This window comes from Halorubrum sp. SS7, assembly GCF_005435055.1.
GTDB classification, from domain to species: Archaea; Halobacteriota; Halobacteria; order Halobacteriales; family Haloferacaceae; genus Halorubrum; species Halorubrum salinarum.
This window is the reverse complement of the sequence record NZ_SGXV01000001.1, coordinates 368444-384798: the sequence shown is the minus strand read 5'-3', so window position 1 is coordinate 384798 and position 16355 is coordinate 368444. Positions and strand designations below refer to the sequence as shown.

The following is a 16355-nucleotide window of genomic DNA, read 5'->3' as shown; positions in this document are numbered from 1 at the left end:
CACCGGGAGTCGACAGTTGGGGGAGTCGGTCGCCGGCGGGTCGTTTAAATCGTCGGCGGGCGCACCACCGACCGATGACCGACCGCGTTCGCGCGCACGTCTTCGTCTCGGGCAGGGTTCAGGGCGTCTACTACCGGGCGACCACCCGCGACACGGCCCGCGAGAAGGGCGTCGACGGCTGGGTCCGGAACCTGGAGGACGGCCGAGTCGAGGCCGTCTTCGAGGGGCCGGAGGGCGACGTCCGCGACATGGTCGCGTGGTGCGAGACGGGGAGCCGGGCCGCCGAGGTCGACGACGTGGACGCCGAGTACGGCGAGCCGGAGGGGATCGAGGGGTTCGAGGTCAGGTGGTGACGCGGTCCGGTCAGTCGTCGTCCGCGGCCGCCGCGGCGCCGGTGGCGTCGGCGCCGGACCGCTCGCGCACGCCCAGCTCCTCCAGCGCGCGCAACACCACGACGGCCTCGACCACGTCGCGCTCCTCGGTGTAGGGGTCGTCGACCGCGTCGAGGGTCGCCTCGGCCTCGCGCGACAGGCGCGCCTCCAGCTCCGTCTGGTCAGTCTCCGCCTTCGTCGCCGACAGCAGCGCCTCGTGGTCCTCGCGGAGGTCGAGCGAGACGTGCGCGGCGTTACACCGCGAGAGCGGGTGCGTGTCCATCTCGATCGCGAGGTCGCTCACGAGGTCCCAGTCGTCGGCGCAGAAGCGGAGGGTGACCGTGCCGACCACGTCGCGCCAGGCTATCGGCTCCCCGTTCTCCATGAGGCGGAGCGCCCGCGGCGGCACCGCGATCCGGGTGTGGGTGTCGTCCCGGCCGCACAGGCAACAGGGGGTGTTCTTCAGTCCGGCGTACACGTAGATTCGTACGCGCCGCAGAAGGGTGTGCGTTTCGCCGTCCGGTACGCTCGGACGCCTCGATGACTCGGCGTCTCGACTACGCCTCACACTCGGCGAGCCACTCGTGGGCCCACGAATCGATCTCCTCGAAGACGGGCGCGAGCGACTCGCCCTTGTCGGTCAGGCTGTAGTACGTCGCCACGGGCGAGTCCTCCTCTAACCGCCGGTCGACGAAGCCGGTCTCCTGGAGGTCGTCGAGCACGCGCGAGAGGGTCCGCGCGTTCGCGTCGGTCTCGCGCTTGAGTTCGTTGAACCGCGCCTCGCCGTTCAACAGTTCGTGGAGGACGACGAGCCGCCACTGCGATCCGATCTGCTCGATCGAGTCGATGACGGGGCACGGGGTCTCGGGCGCCGTCGCCTCGGTCGCCGCCGCCTCGGTCGCCGCGTCAGCGCTCGATTCCGTCGTCTCAGCCGTCTCAGCCGACTCCGCCGCAGAGAGATCCTGTGATGACATCGGTGTTACCTACTAACCCAATTGTCCGGGAAGCGATAAATAGGTTACGTCCGTATAGCAGGTTACACGATGTTAGCTGAATTCGCGACGACACCGCTTCAGTTCGACGCCCCGTTCTCGGGCGAACTCTTCCTGCTCGGCCGGATCCTGTTCGGCGCGACGCTCGCATTCATGGGACTCAACCACTTCATGGACCTCGAAACGATGGCCGGCTACGCCGAGTTCAAGGGCCTCCCGGCGCCGAAGTTCTCCGTCATCGCCTCCGGCGCCGTCCTCGTGCTCGGCGGCGTGGCCGTGGTCGCCGGCGCGTTCCCGGTCGTCGCGGCCGGCGCGCTCGCCTTCTTCCTCCTCGTCTCCGCCGTGACGATGCACGACTTCTGGTCGATGGACGACCCCGAGGAGAAGCAGAACGAGATGACGAGCTTCCTGAAGAACGTCTACGGCGCCGGCGCGGCGCTCGCGCTGCTCGCCGTCGGCGGCACCGCGTGGCCGTACGCGGTCGGCGTCGGCCTGTTCTGAGCCGCCGGCGGACCTGACTTCGACGACGCATCGACTCGCGACCACCGCGCACACGATGTTACCACCGCACACGCGCAGCGCGGTCGACGAAAACACCTTTTCGAAACGCCGTCCGGCGACCAGTCGAGTCGCCGAGCCGGCCGGCGCCGCCGTCGCCAGTACGACTAACTGTGCTCCCGACAACTGTTCGCACAGACCATGACCGACGCGCCGCCGACGACGGGACTCCACCACGTCACGAACATCTGTACCGACATCGAGGAGACCACCGCGTTCTACGAGGACGTCCTCGGGTGGCACACGGTGAAGCGGACCCAGAACTACGACGACCCCGGGACGCCGCACTACTACTACTCGCCGACGCCCGAGGGGGAGCCGGGGACCAACGTCACCTACTTCGAGTACCCCGACTCGCAGGGGGCGCCCGGCCCGGGCGCGAGCCACCACTTCGCGTTCGGGGTCGAGGACGAGGAGGCGCTCCGCGAGTGGCAGGACCACCTCGAAGCGCACGGCGTCGAGGTCTCCGAGGTGAAAGACCGGACCTACTTCAAGAGCATCTACTTCACCGACCCCGACGGGCTCGTCTTCGAGCTGGCGACGCAGGGGCCGGGCTTCACCCGCGACGAGGACGACCCCGGCAGCGAGGTCATCGACCCGTTCGAGAAGGGGTACGAGAACTGAGACGCCTGGTCGCCGCCCGGCTCACTCGCCTTCCACCAACGCCGCGAACCGGTCAAGCGCGCGCCGGCAGACGGGCACGTACGGCGCCGCGACCAGCGGGACCTCGATCACCGCCCGACACCGGTCCGGGTCCCCGGAGTACCGCTCGACCCGGTGGCCCGTGGCGGGTATCCCGGCGACCTCCCAGTCCCACCGGAGACGCGTCGCTGACGACACCCTGAACGGAACCCACGCGCCCGCAACTCGAACCCGGCCGGTCGTCCCGGTCTCGACGTACCGGTCCGAACTCTCGACGCCGCTAACGGACGGGCTCCACTCGGGCCAGCGCCGCGTGTCGCGGAGCGCCGTCGCCGTGGCCACCGGCGGCGCGGCGACGTCGCGACCGACCGCGAGCGTCGCGCCCTCCCGGACCACCGACCCGCCGTCGCCGCGGTCAACGTTCCCGGACGCGTCGCGATTTCCGAACACGTCGATTCCTCCGCGGTCCGTCCCCCTCATCGCTGCGGCCGCCCGAAAGAATCGAAACGTTCGGTCGCTTCTACGCCGTTGAAACGACTATTTTCCGAGGTACGTCCAGAGATCCGACCGCCGATCTCGCTCGAATATTAATACCTAATATGGTATCAGGACTCATTATCTCTTTCCACGAAGGGTTAATACGGGGTTCCGGGCTATCGCAGGTCAATATGGCAAGCGATCGCGACACCATGAAAGACGTCTCGCACACAGCACCGAACGACACGTCCGCCGACGGCGTCTGGGAGCGAGGACGAGGAGCCGTCGAGGAAGAGGAAGAAGAGGAGTAACGCCGACCGCCGTTTCTCGCCGGACGCACCGGCGTCGATCAGCTCTCGACCGAAGAGCCACGCGGCCGTCGCTTCCCCGTTTTCGTCGCCTTTGTCGCCACCCCGTATTCGACGCCACCGTCGCCTCCCCGCGTTCGCCGCACCGGTCGCGTCGGCCGGCTCCCGTCGACACCCTCTTTGACCTGCTGACTCCACACGAGGCATGGTCGGAGCCGCACTCGGCGTGATCGGTGTCGCAGCGGTGATCGTGTTGCTGGGACTGAGCGCCTTCTTCTCCAGTTCCGAGACCGCCATCTTCTCGCTGCCGACCGAGTGGTTCGACCGGCAGGCGACCACGGGCGACCCGCGAGGGGCCGTCCTGAAGGAGCTTCACGACGACCCCCACCGGCTCCTCGTGACGCTCCTCGTCGGGAACAACGTCGTCAACATCGCCATTTCGAGCATCGTGACCGTCCTGGTCGCGAGCCACCTCTCGTCGGGGGCGACGGTAGTGGTGACGACGCTGTGTACGAGCTTCCTCGTCCTCGTCTTCGGCGAGATCGTCCCGAAGGCCTTCGGGCTCGGCAACGCGGAGTCGTGGTCGCTGCGCATCGCGTCGCCGGTCCGGCTCGTCGAGCGCGTCCTCTCGCCGCTCATCACGCTGTTCGACGGGATCACCCGCCGGATGAACGCGTACATCAGCGGCGACGCGAACATCGAGAAGCCGTACACCGACTGACGCGCCGACGGCCGACGTTCGGCGCTCGATCCCGGCGTCCCCGGGATCTCCCGGAATCCCGACCGACGCGATCCGAGCGGGCATACGTTCCCCGCGTGACAGTACAGGATGACCGATCCACAGCCGGAACGGGAGCCGTTCCGGACGGCGCCGTCGACTCCCTCCCGGACCGTTCTCGCGGTTGATACCCGCGGGCGTGGGTTTAACCCGGCCGACGGCGGAGCCGTGCGCATGATCGAGGTGTCGGGCCTGCGGAAGACCTACGGCGACTTCGCGGCCGTCGTGGACAGCGACTTCGCCGTTGACGACGGCGAGGTGTTCGGGATCGTCGGCCCGAACGGGGCCGGCAAGACGACGACGCTCAAGGTGATCGCCGGCCTCGTCGAGCCGACGGCGGGCGACGTGACCGTCGCCGGGTTCGACGCCGCGGACCCAGAGATGCGCCGGCACCTCGGGTTCCTGCCCGAGGAGTCGCCGCTGTACGAGGAGATGACCGCGCTGTCGTACCTCCGCTTCTTCGCCGACCTCTACGACGTGCCCCGCGAGATGGCCGACGAGCGGATCGGCGCCGCGCTCGACCGCCTCGAACTCGACCACCGCGAGCGCCGCCTCGGCGATGTCTCGAAGGGGATGAAACGGAAGGTCGCCATCGCGCGCTCGCTGGTCAACGACCCGGACGTGCTGGTGTACGACGAGCCAGCCTCCGGGCTCGACCCCGTGACGACGAACTCGGTGCTGGCGTTCACCCGCGAGCTCCGCGAGACGGGCAAGACCGTCGTCTTCTCGGCGCACAACCTCTACCACGTCGAGTCCGTCTGTGACCGCGTCGTGGTGATGAACGAGGGGCGGATCGTCGCCCGGGGCAGCGTCGACGGGATCCGCGAGCGACACGGCGAGACGACCTACCGCGTCTTCAGCGACGCTGAGCCGGCCGCGACGCCCGCGCTCGCCGACCTCGACGCGGCGACCGAGGAGGTCGGGGACCGGTACCGGACGGCGGTCCCGAGCATGGACGCCGTCGCGGCCGTCCGCGAGGCCGTCGGCGACACCGGCGGCGAGGTCGTCGACATCCGGAGCCGCGAGCCGAGCCTGGAGGACGTATTCCTCGACATCGTCGGGCGGCCGATGCCGGGGCGGTACACCGGGGACGGCGGGGCGGACGGACGGAGCGACGGCGAAGGCGGCAACTCGGACAAGGGAACCGACAGCGACCGCGACTCCGACGAGCCGAGCGACGGCGACGCGAACGGGTCGGAGGGCGGTGAGGAGACGACCGCCGCGACGGCGACGGAGGCGACCGAGTGACCGACCGGCTGCGCGGCGTCGGCCGACGGCTCGCGGTCGCCGGCCGCCGCGTCCTCCGGGTGGCCAAGTGGGAGTCCGCCCGCGCGTCGGGCGGCGTGGACCGTCGGACGCTCGCGGCCGGGGTCGCCCTGCTCCTCGTCGCCGGGGGCGTCGTGGGGGTCGGCGTGGCCACCGGCGTCGCCGGCCTCGACGTCGACCAGAACGTGTACCGCGTCGGGGTCGACGCCGAGTCGCCGTACGCGGACGCGATCGAGGAGGCGCCGTCGCTGCGCCCGGTGCCGGCCGGGACCGCGTCGCTCGGCGACTCCGCCGACGCGGTCGTGGTGACGGTGGTTCAGCCCGGCGCCGGCGACGACGGGTCGATCGACGGCGCGGACGTCGAGGAGGTGGTCGTCCGCGCGAGCGACACGCAGAAGGGCGAGGCCGCGGCCGCGTCGGTCCGCGAGGCCGTCGAGTCGCACAACGAGCGGCTGATGCGCGCCGAGCCGAACCGGACGGCCGCCTTCCCGGTCGTCGTCACGCTCCGGTACGTCGGCCGGACCACCGGCTTCGACGAGGGCGCGACCCTCGGCGGGAGCGACGGGGGGAACGACGGCGGCGCAGGCGACGGTGGCGGCGGGTCGGGCGGAGGATCAGACGGCGGTGGCGGATCGGACGGCTCTGACGGCGCCGACGGCTCGGGCGACACGGGTTCCGCCGCGGACGGGAGCGCGTCCGGCGACGACGGCGGATTCGCGGTGCCCTCCATCGGCGGCGCGGCGTTCGGCGCGGACACGGTCGGCTCGCCCGGGTCGATCACGCCGCCGTTCCCGTTCACCTCGCTGCTTCTGGCGTTCGTCTTCCTCGTGCCGATGAACTTCCTGATTCAGGCGTACGGCTCCTCGATCCTCGACGAGCGGACGAACCGGCGGGGCGAGCCCCTGCTCGTTACGCCGCTGTCGCCGGCCGAGATCGTCGCCGGCAAGACGCTGCCGTACGCCGCCGCGGCCGCGGTCGTCACGACCCTCATCGCGCTCGCGGTCGGCGGCGGGGCGCTCTCGGTGGTCGCCGTGGCGCCGGTCGCGGCGACGTTCCTCGGGGCCACCTTCGTCGGCGCGATGTTCGCGCGCTCGTTCAAGGAGCTCACCTTCGTCACGGTGGGGGTGAGCGTCCTCCTTACCACCTACGCGTTCGTCCCGGCCATCTTCACGAACGTGACGCCCGTCGCGCTCGTCTCGCCGCTGACGCTCGTCGTCTTCGACCTCCAGGGCGAGGCCGTCTCGGCGGGCGAGGTGCTCTTCTCGACCGCGCCGATGGCGGTCGGCGCCGCGCTCCTCTTCGGCCTCGGCCTCGGCGTCTACCGCGAGGAGGACATGTTCTCGCAGAAGCCGGTGACGCGGAAGTTCCTCGACGCGCTCGCGGTCCGGCTCGCCCCTGTGCCGTCCGGGGGCGAGCTCCTCGACCGCGGTCGCCTCCGCGCGCTCGGGCGCGTCGCGTTCCTCACCGCCTGTACGATCCCGTTCGTGTTCGTCGCGGAGCTGCTTGCCGTCGCGGTGCTGTTCGCGCTGCCGGTCACCGTGTCGATCCCGGTGCTGCTCGTGACCATCGCGTTCATCGAGGAGGTCGCGAAGAGCGTCGGCCTCTACGCCGGCTTCGAGCGCGGCGTCTTCGCCCGGACCGGCGGGGGCGGCGACGGGGAGCGCGACGGGACCCTCGGCGTCGCGCTCGCGGTCGGCGTCGCCTCGGGGACCGGGTTCTTCCTCGCGGAGAAGGCCACCGCGGTCGTCCAGGCCGTCGGGCTCACCGACCTCTTCCTCGGCCGCGCCGCCTTCGCGGACGTGGCCGGGCTCTCCGGGCTGCCGCCGCTCGCGCTGGCGGCGTTGTTCTTCGCGCCGCTCGTCCTCCACGTCGCGACGACGAGCGCCGCGAGCGTCGGGGCGAGCCGCGGCCGGACCGCCTACGCGCTGGCGCTGACGCTGGCGACGCTCGGCCACGCCGCGTACAACGTCGGGGTGGTGAGCCTTGGATAGCCGCCTGACGATCGCCGGGCGGGAGATAGCCGGCCTGCGCGCCGAGAAGACGATCCTGCTGGCGATCGGGATCCAGCTGTTCATCGCAATGTTCTCGTCGTTCCTCGTCGTCGGGCTGGTCTCGATGTACGACCCGGGCTCGCTCGACGGGGCGCAGATCGAGGTCGCGGCGGCCGGCGACGCGGTCGACGACTTGGAACGCGCCGCGAGCGAGGTGCCGGGCGCCACGGTCACGCCGTACGAGGACGCGGGCGCCGCCCGGAGCGCCTTCGAGCGGAACGCGGCCGACGCGGTGGTGATCGCGACTCGCACGGAGGACGGGCGGGTGTCGGCCGCCGTCACCGCCCCCGACTCCACCGTGGAGACGACGGTGATCGTGGTACAGCTGCGCGAGCTGTTGCGGACCTACGAGCTGAACGAACGCGACGCACGCGCCTCGTACCTTCAGGAGTCGCCGCTGCCCCTGCCCGACCGGAGCGACACCAGCCCGTACTTCACGTTCACCTACACGGTGTTGATCCCGCTCCTCGTCTTCCTCCCGGTGTTCATCTCGGGGTCGCTCGTGGTCGACTCGATCACGGAGGAACTGGACCAGGGAACGATGGAGCTCCTCCGGGTCGCGCCCGTCACGCTCGCGGACATCGTCGACGGGAAGGCGCTCGCGGCGATCGGGATCGCCCCCGGACAGGCGCTGATCTGGCTCCTGCTGCTGGAGGCGAACGGCACGTCGGTCGCGAACGTCGGCCCGATCCTGGCGCTGATGACCGCGCTCACGACGCTCGTCGTCTCGGTCGCGGTCGGCATCGCGGCGGTCGCGCCCGACCGGCGGGCGGCCCAGCTGCTCTACTCGGTCGCCGTCCTCGTGCTGTTCGGCGGCGCGACCGCGATGGCCGGCGGCCCCGCGAACGCGGTGGCGCGGCTCGCCATCGACAGCGCGGGCGCGGCGACGGGCGTCCTCGTGATCGCGTACGCCGCCATCGCCGCGGCCGCGTACCTCGGCGTCCGCCGCGTCGTTGCGCTCGAGGGGTTCGCTCGCTGAGGAGGTCGGCCGCCCGTGGGTCGGGTCGCTGAGGGCTCGCCCCGCGCCTACCGACCGAACCCGTCACCGAGCCCCTTCGCGGTCGGGAGCCGCCAGCCGCGGGCGACGGCGACGAGCCGGAGCCCGACCGTCACCGCCGCGCAGGCCGCGGCCGCGATCCCCGAGGGGCCGCCGAGGACGCCGACCAGCCAGTACGCGAGCCCGCCGAGCACGGCGCAGCTCGCGTAGAAGTCCTCGAAGAGGATGAACGGGGACCGGTCGAGGAGGATGTCGGCGAGCGCGCCGCCGCCGACGGCGTTGATCGTGGCGACGGCCACGACGCCGAACGCGGACACGCCGGCGTCCGTCGCGACGATGGCGCCGGTCGTGGCGAAGGCGGCGAGGCCGACCGCGTCAGCAACGACCGTCACCGGGTGCTCGTCCGGGCTGGCGAGCCACGCGCTCAGGCCGACCGCGAGCGCGACGCCGAGCAGTCCGAGGAGGATCTCGACCGGCGAGCGCAGCGCCAGCGGGACGCGCGAGACGAGGAGGTCGCGGGTGACGCCGCCGGCGAACGCCATCGCGAGCCCCACCACCGCGACGCCGAACAGGTCGAACTCCTCGCGGACCGCCTTGCTCGCCCCGACGAGGGCGAACGCGACGAGCCCGACCGTGTTCATGACCGCGAACGGGTCGCCGAAGAGGGCCGCGAGGACGCCGCCGGTCATCCGCCGAACGCCCCGAGGCTGGACTGGAGCTCGCGCTCCGGCACCGCGTCGGTCAGCTCGTAGCCCACGAGGTCGCGCGCGTCGACCGCGTACGTCGAGCCGCCGCGGTCGAGCACCAGCACGCGCCCCTTCCAGCCGCGGACGGTCCCCGCGGCCATCGTCTCGGCGACGGGGCGCTCGTCGAGGTCGAGCCCGTAGTCGAACGCGAACCGCTCGATCGGGTCGAACCGGTCGAGGAGCGCCTCCCAGGCGGCCTCGTCGACCGCGCGCCCGAACCCGTCGAGCTTCGTCGGGACGCGGACGCGATCGACGAGGTCGTCGCCGGCGGCCAGCTCGGCCTCCACCTCGCGGGCGACCCGGCCGTTCGGGAAGGTGCGGATATGGGCCGCGCGATCGGCGCCCTGCTCGCGGAGGCGGGTCCCGAGGCGCCACTCGCGGGTGACGCCGACCTTCAGCACGTCGGGCGCGAACGCGGCGAGGTACATCGCGTGCGACTCGTGGCAGTCCATCTCGTCTTTCAGGCACGTGCCGGTACACCGCGCGCACACCCAGACCCCCGAGTGCTCGTCGCAGTACGGGGCGTCCGCGGCGTCGCAGGCGACGTGGTCGCCCTCGTGGACCGTCCCCGCGCAGCGGCGCTCGCCGAGGCCGAACGCGAGCTCGGTCCCGGGGCTCGCGTCCACGAACTCGACGCTCCCGCCGCTCGCGACGTAGAGCCCGCCGCCGATCGGTCCGCTCTCCTCGGAGGCCGGATCCGCGCCCCCGTCGGACTCCGGCGGATCGCTCGCGACGCCCGTCTCGTAGCCGACGACCTGCACGCCGCGGGGTAGGGAGAGGCGGGGCTTATAGCCGTCGTCGGCCGCTCCGCTCGCCGCCAGTCGAGACGCGACGCGCGCTCGGCGAGGAGTTTTCCCCGCGGGCGTCGCACACGCGGCCATGCTCGACGCGACGCTCGCGACGGCGGCGACGGACGACGGGTTGACCCTCTCGCTGCGGATCGAGAACGCGGGGTCGACGCCGGTCACGCTCGACTTCCGGACCGGGCAGCGCGCGGAGTTCACCGCGTACCCGGCGGACGAGAAGGACATCGACACCGGCGGGGAGGGAGCCGACACCGGCCGGGAGGACACTGACTGGGAGGACACCGACCGGGAGGGCGCGGACCCCGTCTGGCGGTACGGCGCGAACCGGATGTTCACGCAGGCGCTCGGGAGCGAGACCGTGGCGCCCGGCGAGGCGGTCGCCTACGAGGCGACGTGGCGGGGGCCCCCCTCCGGCACCTACCGGGTCGTCGGCGAGGCGACGGCGACGGACCGCGACGTGCGCGCGGCGGCGGTCGTCACCGTGGCGTGACCGCGCCCGCTCCGACCGGATTTTATAAGTGAGGCCCGCGTTGCTCCTCGGACATGCGCACGGCAGCCCTCCCCCCGGTCGTCGCCGCGGTCGTCGCGGTCGCGATCAGCGGTATCAGACGCCTCTCGCCGATCCTCCTCGAATCGCCGGTCGCCCTCCCGTCGGCCGAGACGCTCTCGACGTACCTCGTGAGCGCCCGGTTCACAGCGTTCCTGCTGGTGTACGGGCTACTGTTCGGGGCCGCACTCCTCGCCGGACTGCGCGACGGCGACACCTCCGCCACGTCGACCGCGCTGGCGACGGGCGCGAGCGCGACCGTCGCCTTCCTGCTCGGGTCGGTCGCCGTCTTCTGGTACCTCGGCCCGGACCGCGGCCCCGTCGTCACCGCGGTGTTCGCGCTCGGCGCGAGCCTCGGCGTCGGGATCCAGTTCGCGGTCGTCGCGTACGCGGGGGTCGCGCTCGGGGAGCAGCGCGGCGCGGGGCCGAGCCCGATCGTCCCCTGATCGCGTCCTGCGCGCCGCTCGCGCGGCTACGACGCGTCCGACTCCCGCCCGTGGACCGCGCGGTCGACCGCGGCCGCCGACGCCTCCCGGGCGCGGTGGCTGGCCTCGGCGTCGGTCTCGACCTCGACGAGGTGCGACCCCGGCGACTCGTGGGCCCGGGCGACGGCGTCCGTCACGTCCTCCGCGACCGCCGCCGCGCGCTCCGCGGGGTCGTCGCCGCGGTCGGCGAGCGCGTCCGGGCGGGCGTCGATCCGCTCGTACGCGAGGCCGTGGAGCGCCGCGAGCGGCTCGAAGTCGAGCCCGTGCGGCGTCTTGAACGACTCGGTGAACGGCGGGTCGAACGACTCGATCGGGAGCTTGTGGAAGATGCCGCCGCCGTCGTTGTTGACCGCGACGACCGTGACGTCGACGTCGCAGCGGTCGACCGCGAGCAGCCCGTTCGAGTCGTGGTACAGCGCGAGGTCGCCGACGACGAGCGTGAGGTCGTCCGTCGTCCCGCTCCCCGCGCCGAGCGCGCTGGAGACGATGCCGTCGATGCCCGAGACGCCGCGGTTACCGAGCGCGGTGACGTTCGCGGTCGTCGCGCCGACGAACCGGTCGAGGTCGCGGACGGGCATCGAGTTCGAGACGAACAGCGTCGCCGGGTCGGGCAGCGCCTCTGCGACCGCGCGGACGGCGTCGCCCTCGTGGAACGCCGCGTCGGTCGCGTCGCCAGCGTCGCCCGCGGCAGAGCCCTCGTCCGCGTCGCCGTCGCGGGCGTGGATCGCCTGCGCGACGCGGTCCGCCTCCTCCCACTGCGCGCGCCAGTCGCCGTCTCCGCCCCCGCCCGCGACGAGCCGCGAGAGGCGGGCGCAGAGCCGGCTCGGCTCGGCGACGACGAGGTCCGTCGCGGCGAACTCGGCCTCGCGCCAGCCGCCGGCGGGGTCGACCTGGTACTGGGCGGCGCCGGTCCCGGCGAGGTACTTCCGGAGCCGCTTCGAAGTCGGCGAGGCGCCGAGTCGGAGCACGAGGTCGGGGTCGCTCCAGCCCTCCGGCCCGTCGCCGGCGAGGTCGGCCGAGAGGTAGGCGTCGTAGCTGCCGATCACCGGCGCGACGCGCGTGTGGCCGCCGTATCGAAGTCCGGAGAGCGGGTCGGCCAGCACGGGGAAGCCGGTCGCGTGCGCGAGCGCCGTGACCGCTTCCGGGTCGATCCCCGGCGGGTCGGCGGGCCCGGCGACGATCAGCCCGCGGTCCGCGTCGCCCAGCTCGGCCGCGAGCGCGCGCAGCTCGTCGTCGCCGGGCTCCGGCGCGCCGGGCGTCACGTCGACGTAGGGGCCGTCGCGGCCGCGTTCGGCGGCCTCCGGCAGGTCGTCCGGCACGTCGTCCGGGACCGGCGTCGGCTCCAGCGGCTTCTTGAACGGCACGTTGAGGTGGACCGGTCCCGGCTCGGCGCCCTCGGCGGCCCCGACCGCGCGCGCCACGGTGGTCCGGAGCGACCGGAGCGCCCGGTCGTTCGCGGCCGGCTCGGGGAGGTCCTTGTAGAACCGGACGGCGTCGCCGTACAGCTTCTCCTGGTCCGCGGTCTGGTTCGCGCCGGAGTCGCGCAGCTCCGGCGGCCGGTCGGCGGTGAGCGCGAGGAGCGGGACGCGCGCCTCGCTCGCCTCCATCACGGCCGGGTGGTAGTTGGCGGCGGCGGTGCCCGAGGTACAGATCAGCGGCGTGACGCGGCCGGTCCGTCGGGCGCGGCCGAGCGCGAAGTACGCGGCGGAGCGCTCGTCGAGCTGGGAGAACACGCGGAGCTCCTCGTGGCCCGCGGCGGCGACGGTCAGCGGCGTCGAGCGGCTGCCCGGCGAGGCGACGACGGCGTCGACGCCCGCGGCGACGAGCTCGTCGACGAGCGCGGTCGCCCACAGGACGTTCCGGTTCGGCGCGGTCATTACCGCCGCTTCGGGCGCCGACGTAAATACTCCGGCGGGTTCGACCGAGCGGCGGGGGCGTGCGGGGTCGACGGCGTGGTCACTCCGACTCCGATTCCGACTCCCGCCCGGTCACCTTCCGGATACACGAGGAGCCGAACGGCCCGAGCTCGCCGGCGTCGAGCTCGACGAAGTGGCCCGTCGAAATCGAGGCGCCGCACCGCCGGCACTCGAAGTCGCCCTCGCGGGCGACGACCTGGCTGTCGTACTCGACGTAGGTCCCGCCCGTGCGGACGCGGAGCCGGGCGCCCTCGCGGTCGATGACGCCGCGCTTCTCGGCCGCGTCGAGGATGTCGCGGGTGAGCGCCGGGCTGGTCGTTATCGTCTCGATCCGGTCGACCGCGGCGGCGAGGTCGAGCTCCTCGCGTTCGAGGTGGGCCAGCAGCTCGACGCCGAGCTCCAGCTTCTCGTCGCGGGTCGGCGGCTCCGTCACGGGCGGCGAGACGGCGCGGTCGCTCTTAAGTCGGCGGGATGGGCGCCCGGCCCGCGCCCCGAGCGGTCGGCGGTCGCGTCCGCGCGCCCCCAACGATCGTCCGCCAACCCTCGCAGACCGGCAGATTCACGTCGAGCGGACGACACCTCCGACCGTGGCCCGTTCCCGCGACCGCTCCCGCCGCCGCCCCGCCTACCGGCGGCGCCCGAACGAGTTCTACTGGCTGTGGATCGCGGCGACCGCGACGTACGGCGTCGGCGATATCGTCTCGACCGTCGCCTTCCTCCGATACGTGCCGACGATCGAGGAGGCGAACCCCGTGGTGCGGTTCGCGCTAGAGTCGTTCGGGCTCTCGGGGCTCGTCGCGCTGAAGATCGCCGTCTACCTCGTGATGCTCTGGATCAGCGTCGAGGGGGCGCGAGACGGAGACGGCCTGCTGTACTACTTCCCGCCGATACTGCTCACGGCGACCGGGACGTACCTCACCGCGAGCAACCTGCGGCTGCTGTGGCTCGCGTGAGCCGGGGCGCGCCGTCCCGCCGGCTCCCAGCGCCGGCTATCGCCCCGACCGACACCGACTTTCCCGCGCGGCGCCGATCGGACCCATGCTCTCTGACACCCCCGGGCTCCACCACGTCACGGGGATCGTCGGCGACGCCGAGGCGCACGCCGCCTTCTACGGCGGGACGCTCGGCCTCCGCCTGCTCCGCCGGACGGTGAACTACGAGGACTTCCTCCAGTACCACCTCTACTTCGGCGACGCGACGGGCTCGCCGGGCTCCGTGTTCACCGTCTTCCCGGACCCGAACGCCGACCCCGGACGGCCCGGGAAGCCCGGCTACGAGGCCGTCGCCTTCGCGGTGCCGCCGGACTCGCTCGGCTACTGGCGGGACCGGCTCGCCGACCGCGGCGTCGAGGCGGACCCGCTCGACGCCGACGCGCGCTTCGGCGACCGCGGGCTCGCGCTCGCGGACCCCGCCGGGACGCGGGTCGAACTGGTCGCGGCGCCGGCGGGCGACGAGTCGGACCCGTGGACCGAGGGGCCGGTCCCCGCCGCGCACGCGGTCCGCGGGCTCCACGGCGTGACCGCGCTGCCCGCCGACCCGTACGGCACGGCGAGCGTGCTGGAGACGCTCGGCTTCGAGTACGAGGCGGAGGCCGGGGACCGCGTTCGGTACCGCGCGCCGGGGGACCGCGCGGCGGTCGTCGACCTCCTCGACCGCGACGCCGCGTACCTCCGGGAGGGGCCGGGGACGCTCCACCACGCCGCGGTGCGCGTCGCGGACCGCGAGACGCTGCTGGAGTGGCACGAGCTGTTCCGCGAGCGGGGCTACGACGTGTCGCGCGTGAAGGACCGCCACTTCTTCCACTCGCTGTACGTCCGCGGCCCCGGCGGGCTCCTCGTCGAGCTCGCGACCGAGGCGCCGACCGCGGACGGCCCGCCGGGCCCGGGGCTCGCCGACCCGGCGGCGACGGGGCACGCGACGGAGCTCTACCTCCCCCCGCGGTTCGCGGAGGACCGCGAGCTGATCGAGTCGCAGCTGCCGCGGTTCGACGGCCCCGAGTCGGGGTCCGCGGAGGAATGAGCCGGCGGATCCGCGGCGTCGGCGGGCCGCACGCGGAGGCGACGCTCGTGACCGGCGGCGCCCCCGTCGCGGCGGCCGAGGTCGCGGTCGTGCTGGTCCACGGCCGCGGCGGCACCGCCGAGGGGCTCGTCAGGCTCGCGGACGAGTTCTACCGCTCGGGCGCGACCCTCCTCGCGCCCGGCGCGGTCCGGTCGACGTGGTTCCCGGCGCCGCACGAGGCCGCGCTGTCGGCCAACGAGCCCGCCCTGACCTCGGCGGTCGACTGCGTCGCGGCCGCGGTCGACGTCGCGCGCGACGCCGGCGTCCCGCCGGAGCGCGTCGTCCTCGTCGGGGTCTCGCAGGGCGGCGCGGTCGTCGCCGAGTTCCTGCGCCGCCGCCCCGATCGGTACGGGGGCGCGTTCGTCGTCTCGGCCGCCCTGCCGGGCGACGACCTCGATTCGCGGGCGCTCGACGCGGCCGAGGACACCGAAGGCGACGAAGGCGACGGCACCGGGGACGGCAACGGCGGAGACCGTGGCGCCGGGAGCGACGACGACGGGTCGCTCGCCGGGACCCCCGTCGCGCTCGACAGCAGCGAGGACGACCCGTACGTGCCCGCCGAGCGCGTCCGAGCGACCGCGCGCGCCTTCGAGCGGGCCGGCGCGGCGGTCGAGTGCCGGATCGACCCGGGCGACGGCCACGGGCTCTCGGACGCGGCGATGGACCGGATCGGCGAGCGGATCGCGGGACTGCTCGGCGAGGACTGAGGCGTCGCCCCGTCGAGCGGCCCTCGCGACCCGGCCGGTCCCGAACGTGTTCGCGCCGCCCGACATGCGGCTGCGGCGTCGACGGTCGAGCGATGTCCGAACTCGACGTCAGAGAGATCCCGCCGAACGAGCGACACGACCGGATCCACGAGGCGTTCGCCGACTTAGAGCCGGGCGAGTCGCTCACGATCGTCAACGACCACGACCCGAAGCCGCTCTACTACGAGCTGTCGGCCGAGGTCCCCGCGTTCGACGACGAGGCGTACGCGGTCGAGCGCGAGGGCCCCGAGCGGTTCGTCGCGGAGCTGCCGAAGGCCGAGGACGGAGCCGAGCCGGAGACGGTCCGGATCGCCGACCTCGACGGCGAGCCCCACGCCCGGGCGTTCCCCGGCGCGGAGCCGAAGACGGTCCGGCTCTCGCTGGACGCCGGCGAGTCGGTGGCGGAGCACGACCACCCGGACCGGACGGTGCTGTTCCACGCGCTGACGGGCGCCTTCGACGTCGCGCTCGACGGGGAGCCCCACCGCGTCGAGGCCGGCGAGCTGCTCCGCTTCGAGGGCGATCGGACGGTGAAGCCGACCGCGCGCGAGGACGCCACCGCGCTGATCGTGCTGGCGCCGCGGGGGGAAGCGTAGGCGACGCGCGACTTC

At 73.1% G+C, this 16355-nt stretch carries 20 protein-coding genes; 13 read left to right on the top strand and 7 right to left on the bottom strand.

Going from position 1 to position 16355, the window contains the following annotated elements; genetic code table 11:
* Positions 1-74: 74 nt before the first annotated feature.
* Positions 75-353 carry an acylphosphatase gene (locus EXE44_RS01990; RefSeq protein ID WP_121599344.1) on the top strand — a complete coding sequence of 93 codons (279 nt, stop codon included), beginning with the start codon at positions 75-77 and terminating at the stop codon, positions 351-353.
* Positions 354-363: 10 nt separating this feature from the next.
* Here EXE44_RS01990 and EXE44_RS01985 read toward each other — a convergent pair whose 3' ends face one another.
* Entirely contained in the window at positions 364-849 is a 486-nt protein-coding gene (locus tag EXE44_RS01985; protein ID WP_137715737.1) for a hypothetical protein, read from the bottom strand.
* Positions 850-928: 79 nt separating this feature from the next.
* Complete coding sequence (locus EXE44_RS01980; RefSeq protein ID WP_137715736.1) at positions 929-1345, bottom strand: helix-turn-helix domain-containing protein; 417 nt, start codon at positions 1343-1345, stop codon at positions 929-931.
* A gap of 69 nt (positions 1346-1414) precedes the next feature.
* On the opposite strand from EXE44_RS01980, the gene EXE44_RS01975 reads away from it, so the two are divergent.
* Both EXE44_RS01975 and EXE44_RS01970 read left to right on the top strand, forming a co-directional pair.
* Entirely contained in the window at positions 1415-1864 is a 450-nt protein-coding gene (locus EXE44_RS01975; RefSeq protein WP_137715735.1) for a DoxX family protein, read from the top strand.
* 198 nt (positions 1865-2062) lie between these two features.
* Positions 2063-2545: a VOC family protein gene (locus EXE44_RS01970; RefSeq protein WP_137715734.1), complete on the top strand. Its 483-nt coding sequence runs from the start codon at positions 2063-2065 to the stop codon at positions 2543-2545.
* 21 nt (positions 2546-2566) lie between these two features.
* On the opposite strand, the gene EXE44_RS01965 is transcribed toward EXE44_RS01970, so the two are convergent.
* Positions 2567-3013, bottom strand: coding sequence for an SRPBCC family protein (locus tag EXE44_RS01965; protein WP_137715733.1), 447 nt, complete (start codon positions 3011-3013; stop codon positions 2567-2569).
* 540 nt (positions 3014-3553) lie between these two features.
* On the opposite strand from EXE44_RS01965, the gene EXE44_RS01960 reads away from it, so the two are divergent.
* From EXE44_RS01960 to EXE44_RS01945, 4 genes are all read left to right on the top strand, one after another.
* Entirely contained in the window at positions 3554-4069 is a 516-nt protein-coding gene (locus EXE44_RS01960) for a CNNM domain-containing protein (RefSeq protein ID WP_137715732.1), read from the top strand.
* Positions 4070-4300: 231 nt separating this feature from the next.
* Positions 4301-5374: an ABC transporter ATP-binding protein gene (locus EXE44_RS01955; RefSeq protein WP_137715731.1), complete on the top strand. Its 1074-nt coding sequence runs from the start codon at positions 4301-4303 to the stop codon at positions 5372-5374.
* Positions 5371-7383 carry an ABC transporter permease gene (locus EXE44_RS01950; RefSeq protein WP_137715730.1) on the top strand — a complete coding sequence of 671 codons (2013 nt, stop codon included), beginning with the start codon at positions 5371-5373 and terminating at the stop codon, positions 7381-7383. Before EXE44_RS01955 ends, EXE44_RS01950 begins: the two co-directional genes overlap by 4 nt.
* Positions 7376-8422: an ABC transporter permease gene (locus EXE44_RS01945; protein WP_137715729.1), complete on the top strand. Its 1047-nt coding sequence runs from the start codon at positions 7376-7378 to the stop codon at positions 8420-8422. Before EXE44_RS01950 ends, EXE44_RS01945 begins: the two co-directional genes overlap by 8 nt.
* 47 nt (positions 8423-8469) lie before the next feature.
* Here EXE44_RS01945 and EXE44_RS01940 read toward each other — a convergent pair whose 3' ends face one another.
* Both EXE44_RS01940 and EXE44_RS01935 read right to left on the bottom strand, forming a co-directional pair.
* Positions 8470-9129, bottom strand: a complete 660-nt coding sequence (locus EXE44_RS01940) for a trimeric intracellular cation channel family protein (RefSeq protein ID WP_137715728.1) — start codon at positions 9127-9129, stop codon at positions 8470-8472.
* Positions 9126-9947 (bottom strand): DUF2797 domain-containing protein, encoded by an 822-nt coding sequence (locus EXE44_RS01935; RefSeq protein ID WP_199241169.1) that lies wholly within the window; start codon positions 9945-9947, stop codon positions 9126-9128. Before EXE44_RS01935 ends, EXE44_RS01940 begins: the two co-directional genes overlap by 4 nt.
* A 118-nt stretch (positions 9948-10065) precedes the next feature.
* On the opposite strand from EXE44_RS01935, the gene EXE44_RS01930 reads away from it, so the two are divergent.
* Both EXE44_RS01930 and EXE44_RS01925 read left to right on the top strand, forming a co-directional pair.
* A complete protein-coding gene (locus tag EXE44_RS01930) occupies positions 10066-10482 on the top strand; it encodes a BsuPI-related putative proteinase inhibitor (protein ID WP_137715727.1) in 417 nt (138 codons plus the stop codon).
* A gap of 53 nt (positions 10483-10535) precedes the next feature.
* Entirely contained in the window at positions 10536-10985 is a 450-nt protein-coding gene (locus EXE44_RS01925) for a hypothetical protein (RefSeq protein ID WP_137715726.1), read from the top strand.
* Between the two features lie 26 nt (positions 10986-11011).
* Here the strand turns inward: EXE44_RS01925 and menD are convergent, their stop codons facing one another.
* Positions 11012-12901: a 2-succinyl-5-enolpyruvyl-6-hydroxy-3-cyclohexene-1-carboxylic-acid synthase gene (gene menD / locus EXE44_RS01920; protein WP_137715725.1), complete on the bottom strand. Its 1890-nt coding sequence runs from the start codon at positions 12899-12901 to the stop codon at positions 11012-11014.
* Between the two features lie 79 nt (positions 12902-12980).
* Positions 12981-13373, bottom strand: a complete 393-nt coding sequence (locus EXE44_RS01915; protein WP_121562287.1) for a DUF5830 family protein — start codon at positions 13371-13373, stop codon at positions 12981-12983.
* A 154-nt stretch (positions 13374-13527) separates the two neighbouring features.
* Between EXE44_RS01915 and EXE44_RS01910 the strand changes: the two genes are divergently transcribed.
* The 4 genes from EXE44_RS01910 to EXE44_RS01895 all read left to right on the top strand — a co-directional run bounded on the left by EXE44_RS01910 (position 13528) and on the right by EXE44_RS01895 (position 16340).
* A complete protein-coding gene (locus EXE44_RS01910; protein WP_137715724.1) occupies positions 13528-13893 on the top strand; it encodes a hypothetical protein in 366 nt (121 codons plus the stop codon).
* 85 nt (positions 13894-13978) lie between these two features.
* Positions 13979-14959 (top strand): VOC family protein, encoded by a 981-nt coding sequence (locus EXE44_RS01905; RefSeq protein ID WP_137715723.1) that lies wholly within the window; start codon positions 13979-13981, stop codon positions 14957-14959.
* The gene (locus tag EXE44_RS01900) at positions 14956-15705 is read left to right on the top strand and encodes an alpha/beta hydrolase (protein WP_137715722.1); all 750 of its coding nucleotides are present in this window, start codon (positions 14956-14958) and stop codon (positions 15703-15705) included. Before EXE44_RS01905 ends, EXE44_RS01900 begins: the two co-directional genes overlap by 4 nt.
* 92 nt (positions 15706-15797) lie before the next feature.
* Entirely contained in the window at positions 15798-16340 is a 543-nt protein-coding gene (locus EXE44_RS01895) for a DUF2249 domain-containing protein (RefSeq protein WP_137715721.1), read from the top strand.
* The last annotated feature ends 15 nt before the right edge of the window (positions 16341-16355 follow it).

Bases quoted from the DNA above. Each gene is read 5' to 3' on its own strand.
- EXE44_RS01895 (WP_137715721.1), top strand. From the start codon at position 15,798: ATGTCCGAACTCGACGTCAGAGAGATCCCGCCGAACGAGCGACACGAC.
- EXE44_RS01980 (WP_137715736.1), bottom strand. From the start codon at position 1,345: ATGTCATCACAGGATCTCTCTGCGGCGGAGTCGGCTGAGACGGCTGAG.
- EXE44_RS01940 (WP_137715728.1), bottom strand. From the start codon at position 9,129: ATGACCGGCGGCGTCCTCGCGGCCCTCTTCGGCGACCCGTTCGCGGTC.
- EXE44_RS01970 (WP_137715734.1), top strand. From the start codon at position 2,063: ATGACCGACGCGCCGCCGACGACGGGACTCCACCACGTCACGAACATC.
- EXE44_RS01960 (WP_137715732.1), top strand. From the start codon at position 3,554: ATGGTCGGAGCCGCACTCGGCGTGATCGGTGTCGCAGCGGTGATCGTG.
- EXE44_RS01975 (WP_137715735.1), top strand. From the start codon at position 1,415: ATGTTAGCTGAATTCGCGACGACACCGCTTCAGTTCGACGCCCCGTTC.
- EXE44_RS01925 (WP_137715726.1), top strand. From the start codon at position 10,536: ATGCGCACGGCAGCCCTCCCCCCGGTCGTCGCCGCGGTCGTCGCGGTC.
- EXE44_RS01930 (WP_137715727.1), top strand. From the start codon at position 10,066: ATGCTCGACGCGACGCTCGCGACGGCGGCGACGGACGACGGGTTGACC.
- EXE44_RS01955 (WP_137715731.1), top strand. From the start codon at position 4,301: ATGATCGAGGTGTCGGGCCTGCGGAAGACCTACGGCGACTTCGCGGCC.
- menD (WP_137715725.1), bottom strand. From the start codon at position 12,901: ATGACCGCGCCGAACCGGAACGTCCTGTGGGCGACCGCGCTCGTCGAC.
- EXE44_RS01900 (WP_137715722.1), top strand. From the start codon at position 14,956: ATGAGCCGGCGGATCCGCGGCGTCGGCGGGCCGCACGCGGAGGCGACG.
- EXE44_RS01905 (WP_137715723.1), top strand. From the start codon at position 13,979: ATGCTCTCTGACACCCCCGGGCTCCACCACGTCACGGGGATCGTCGGC.
- EXE44_RS01990 (WP_121599344.1), top strand. From the start codon at position 75: ATGACCGACCGCGTTCGCGCGCACGTCTTCGTCTCGGGCAGGGTTCAG.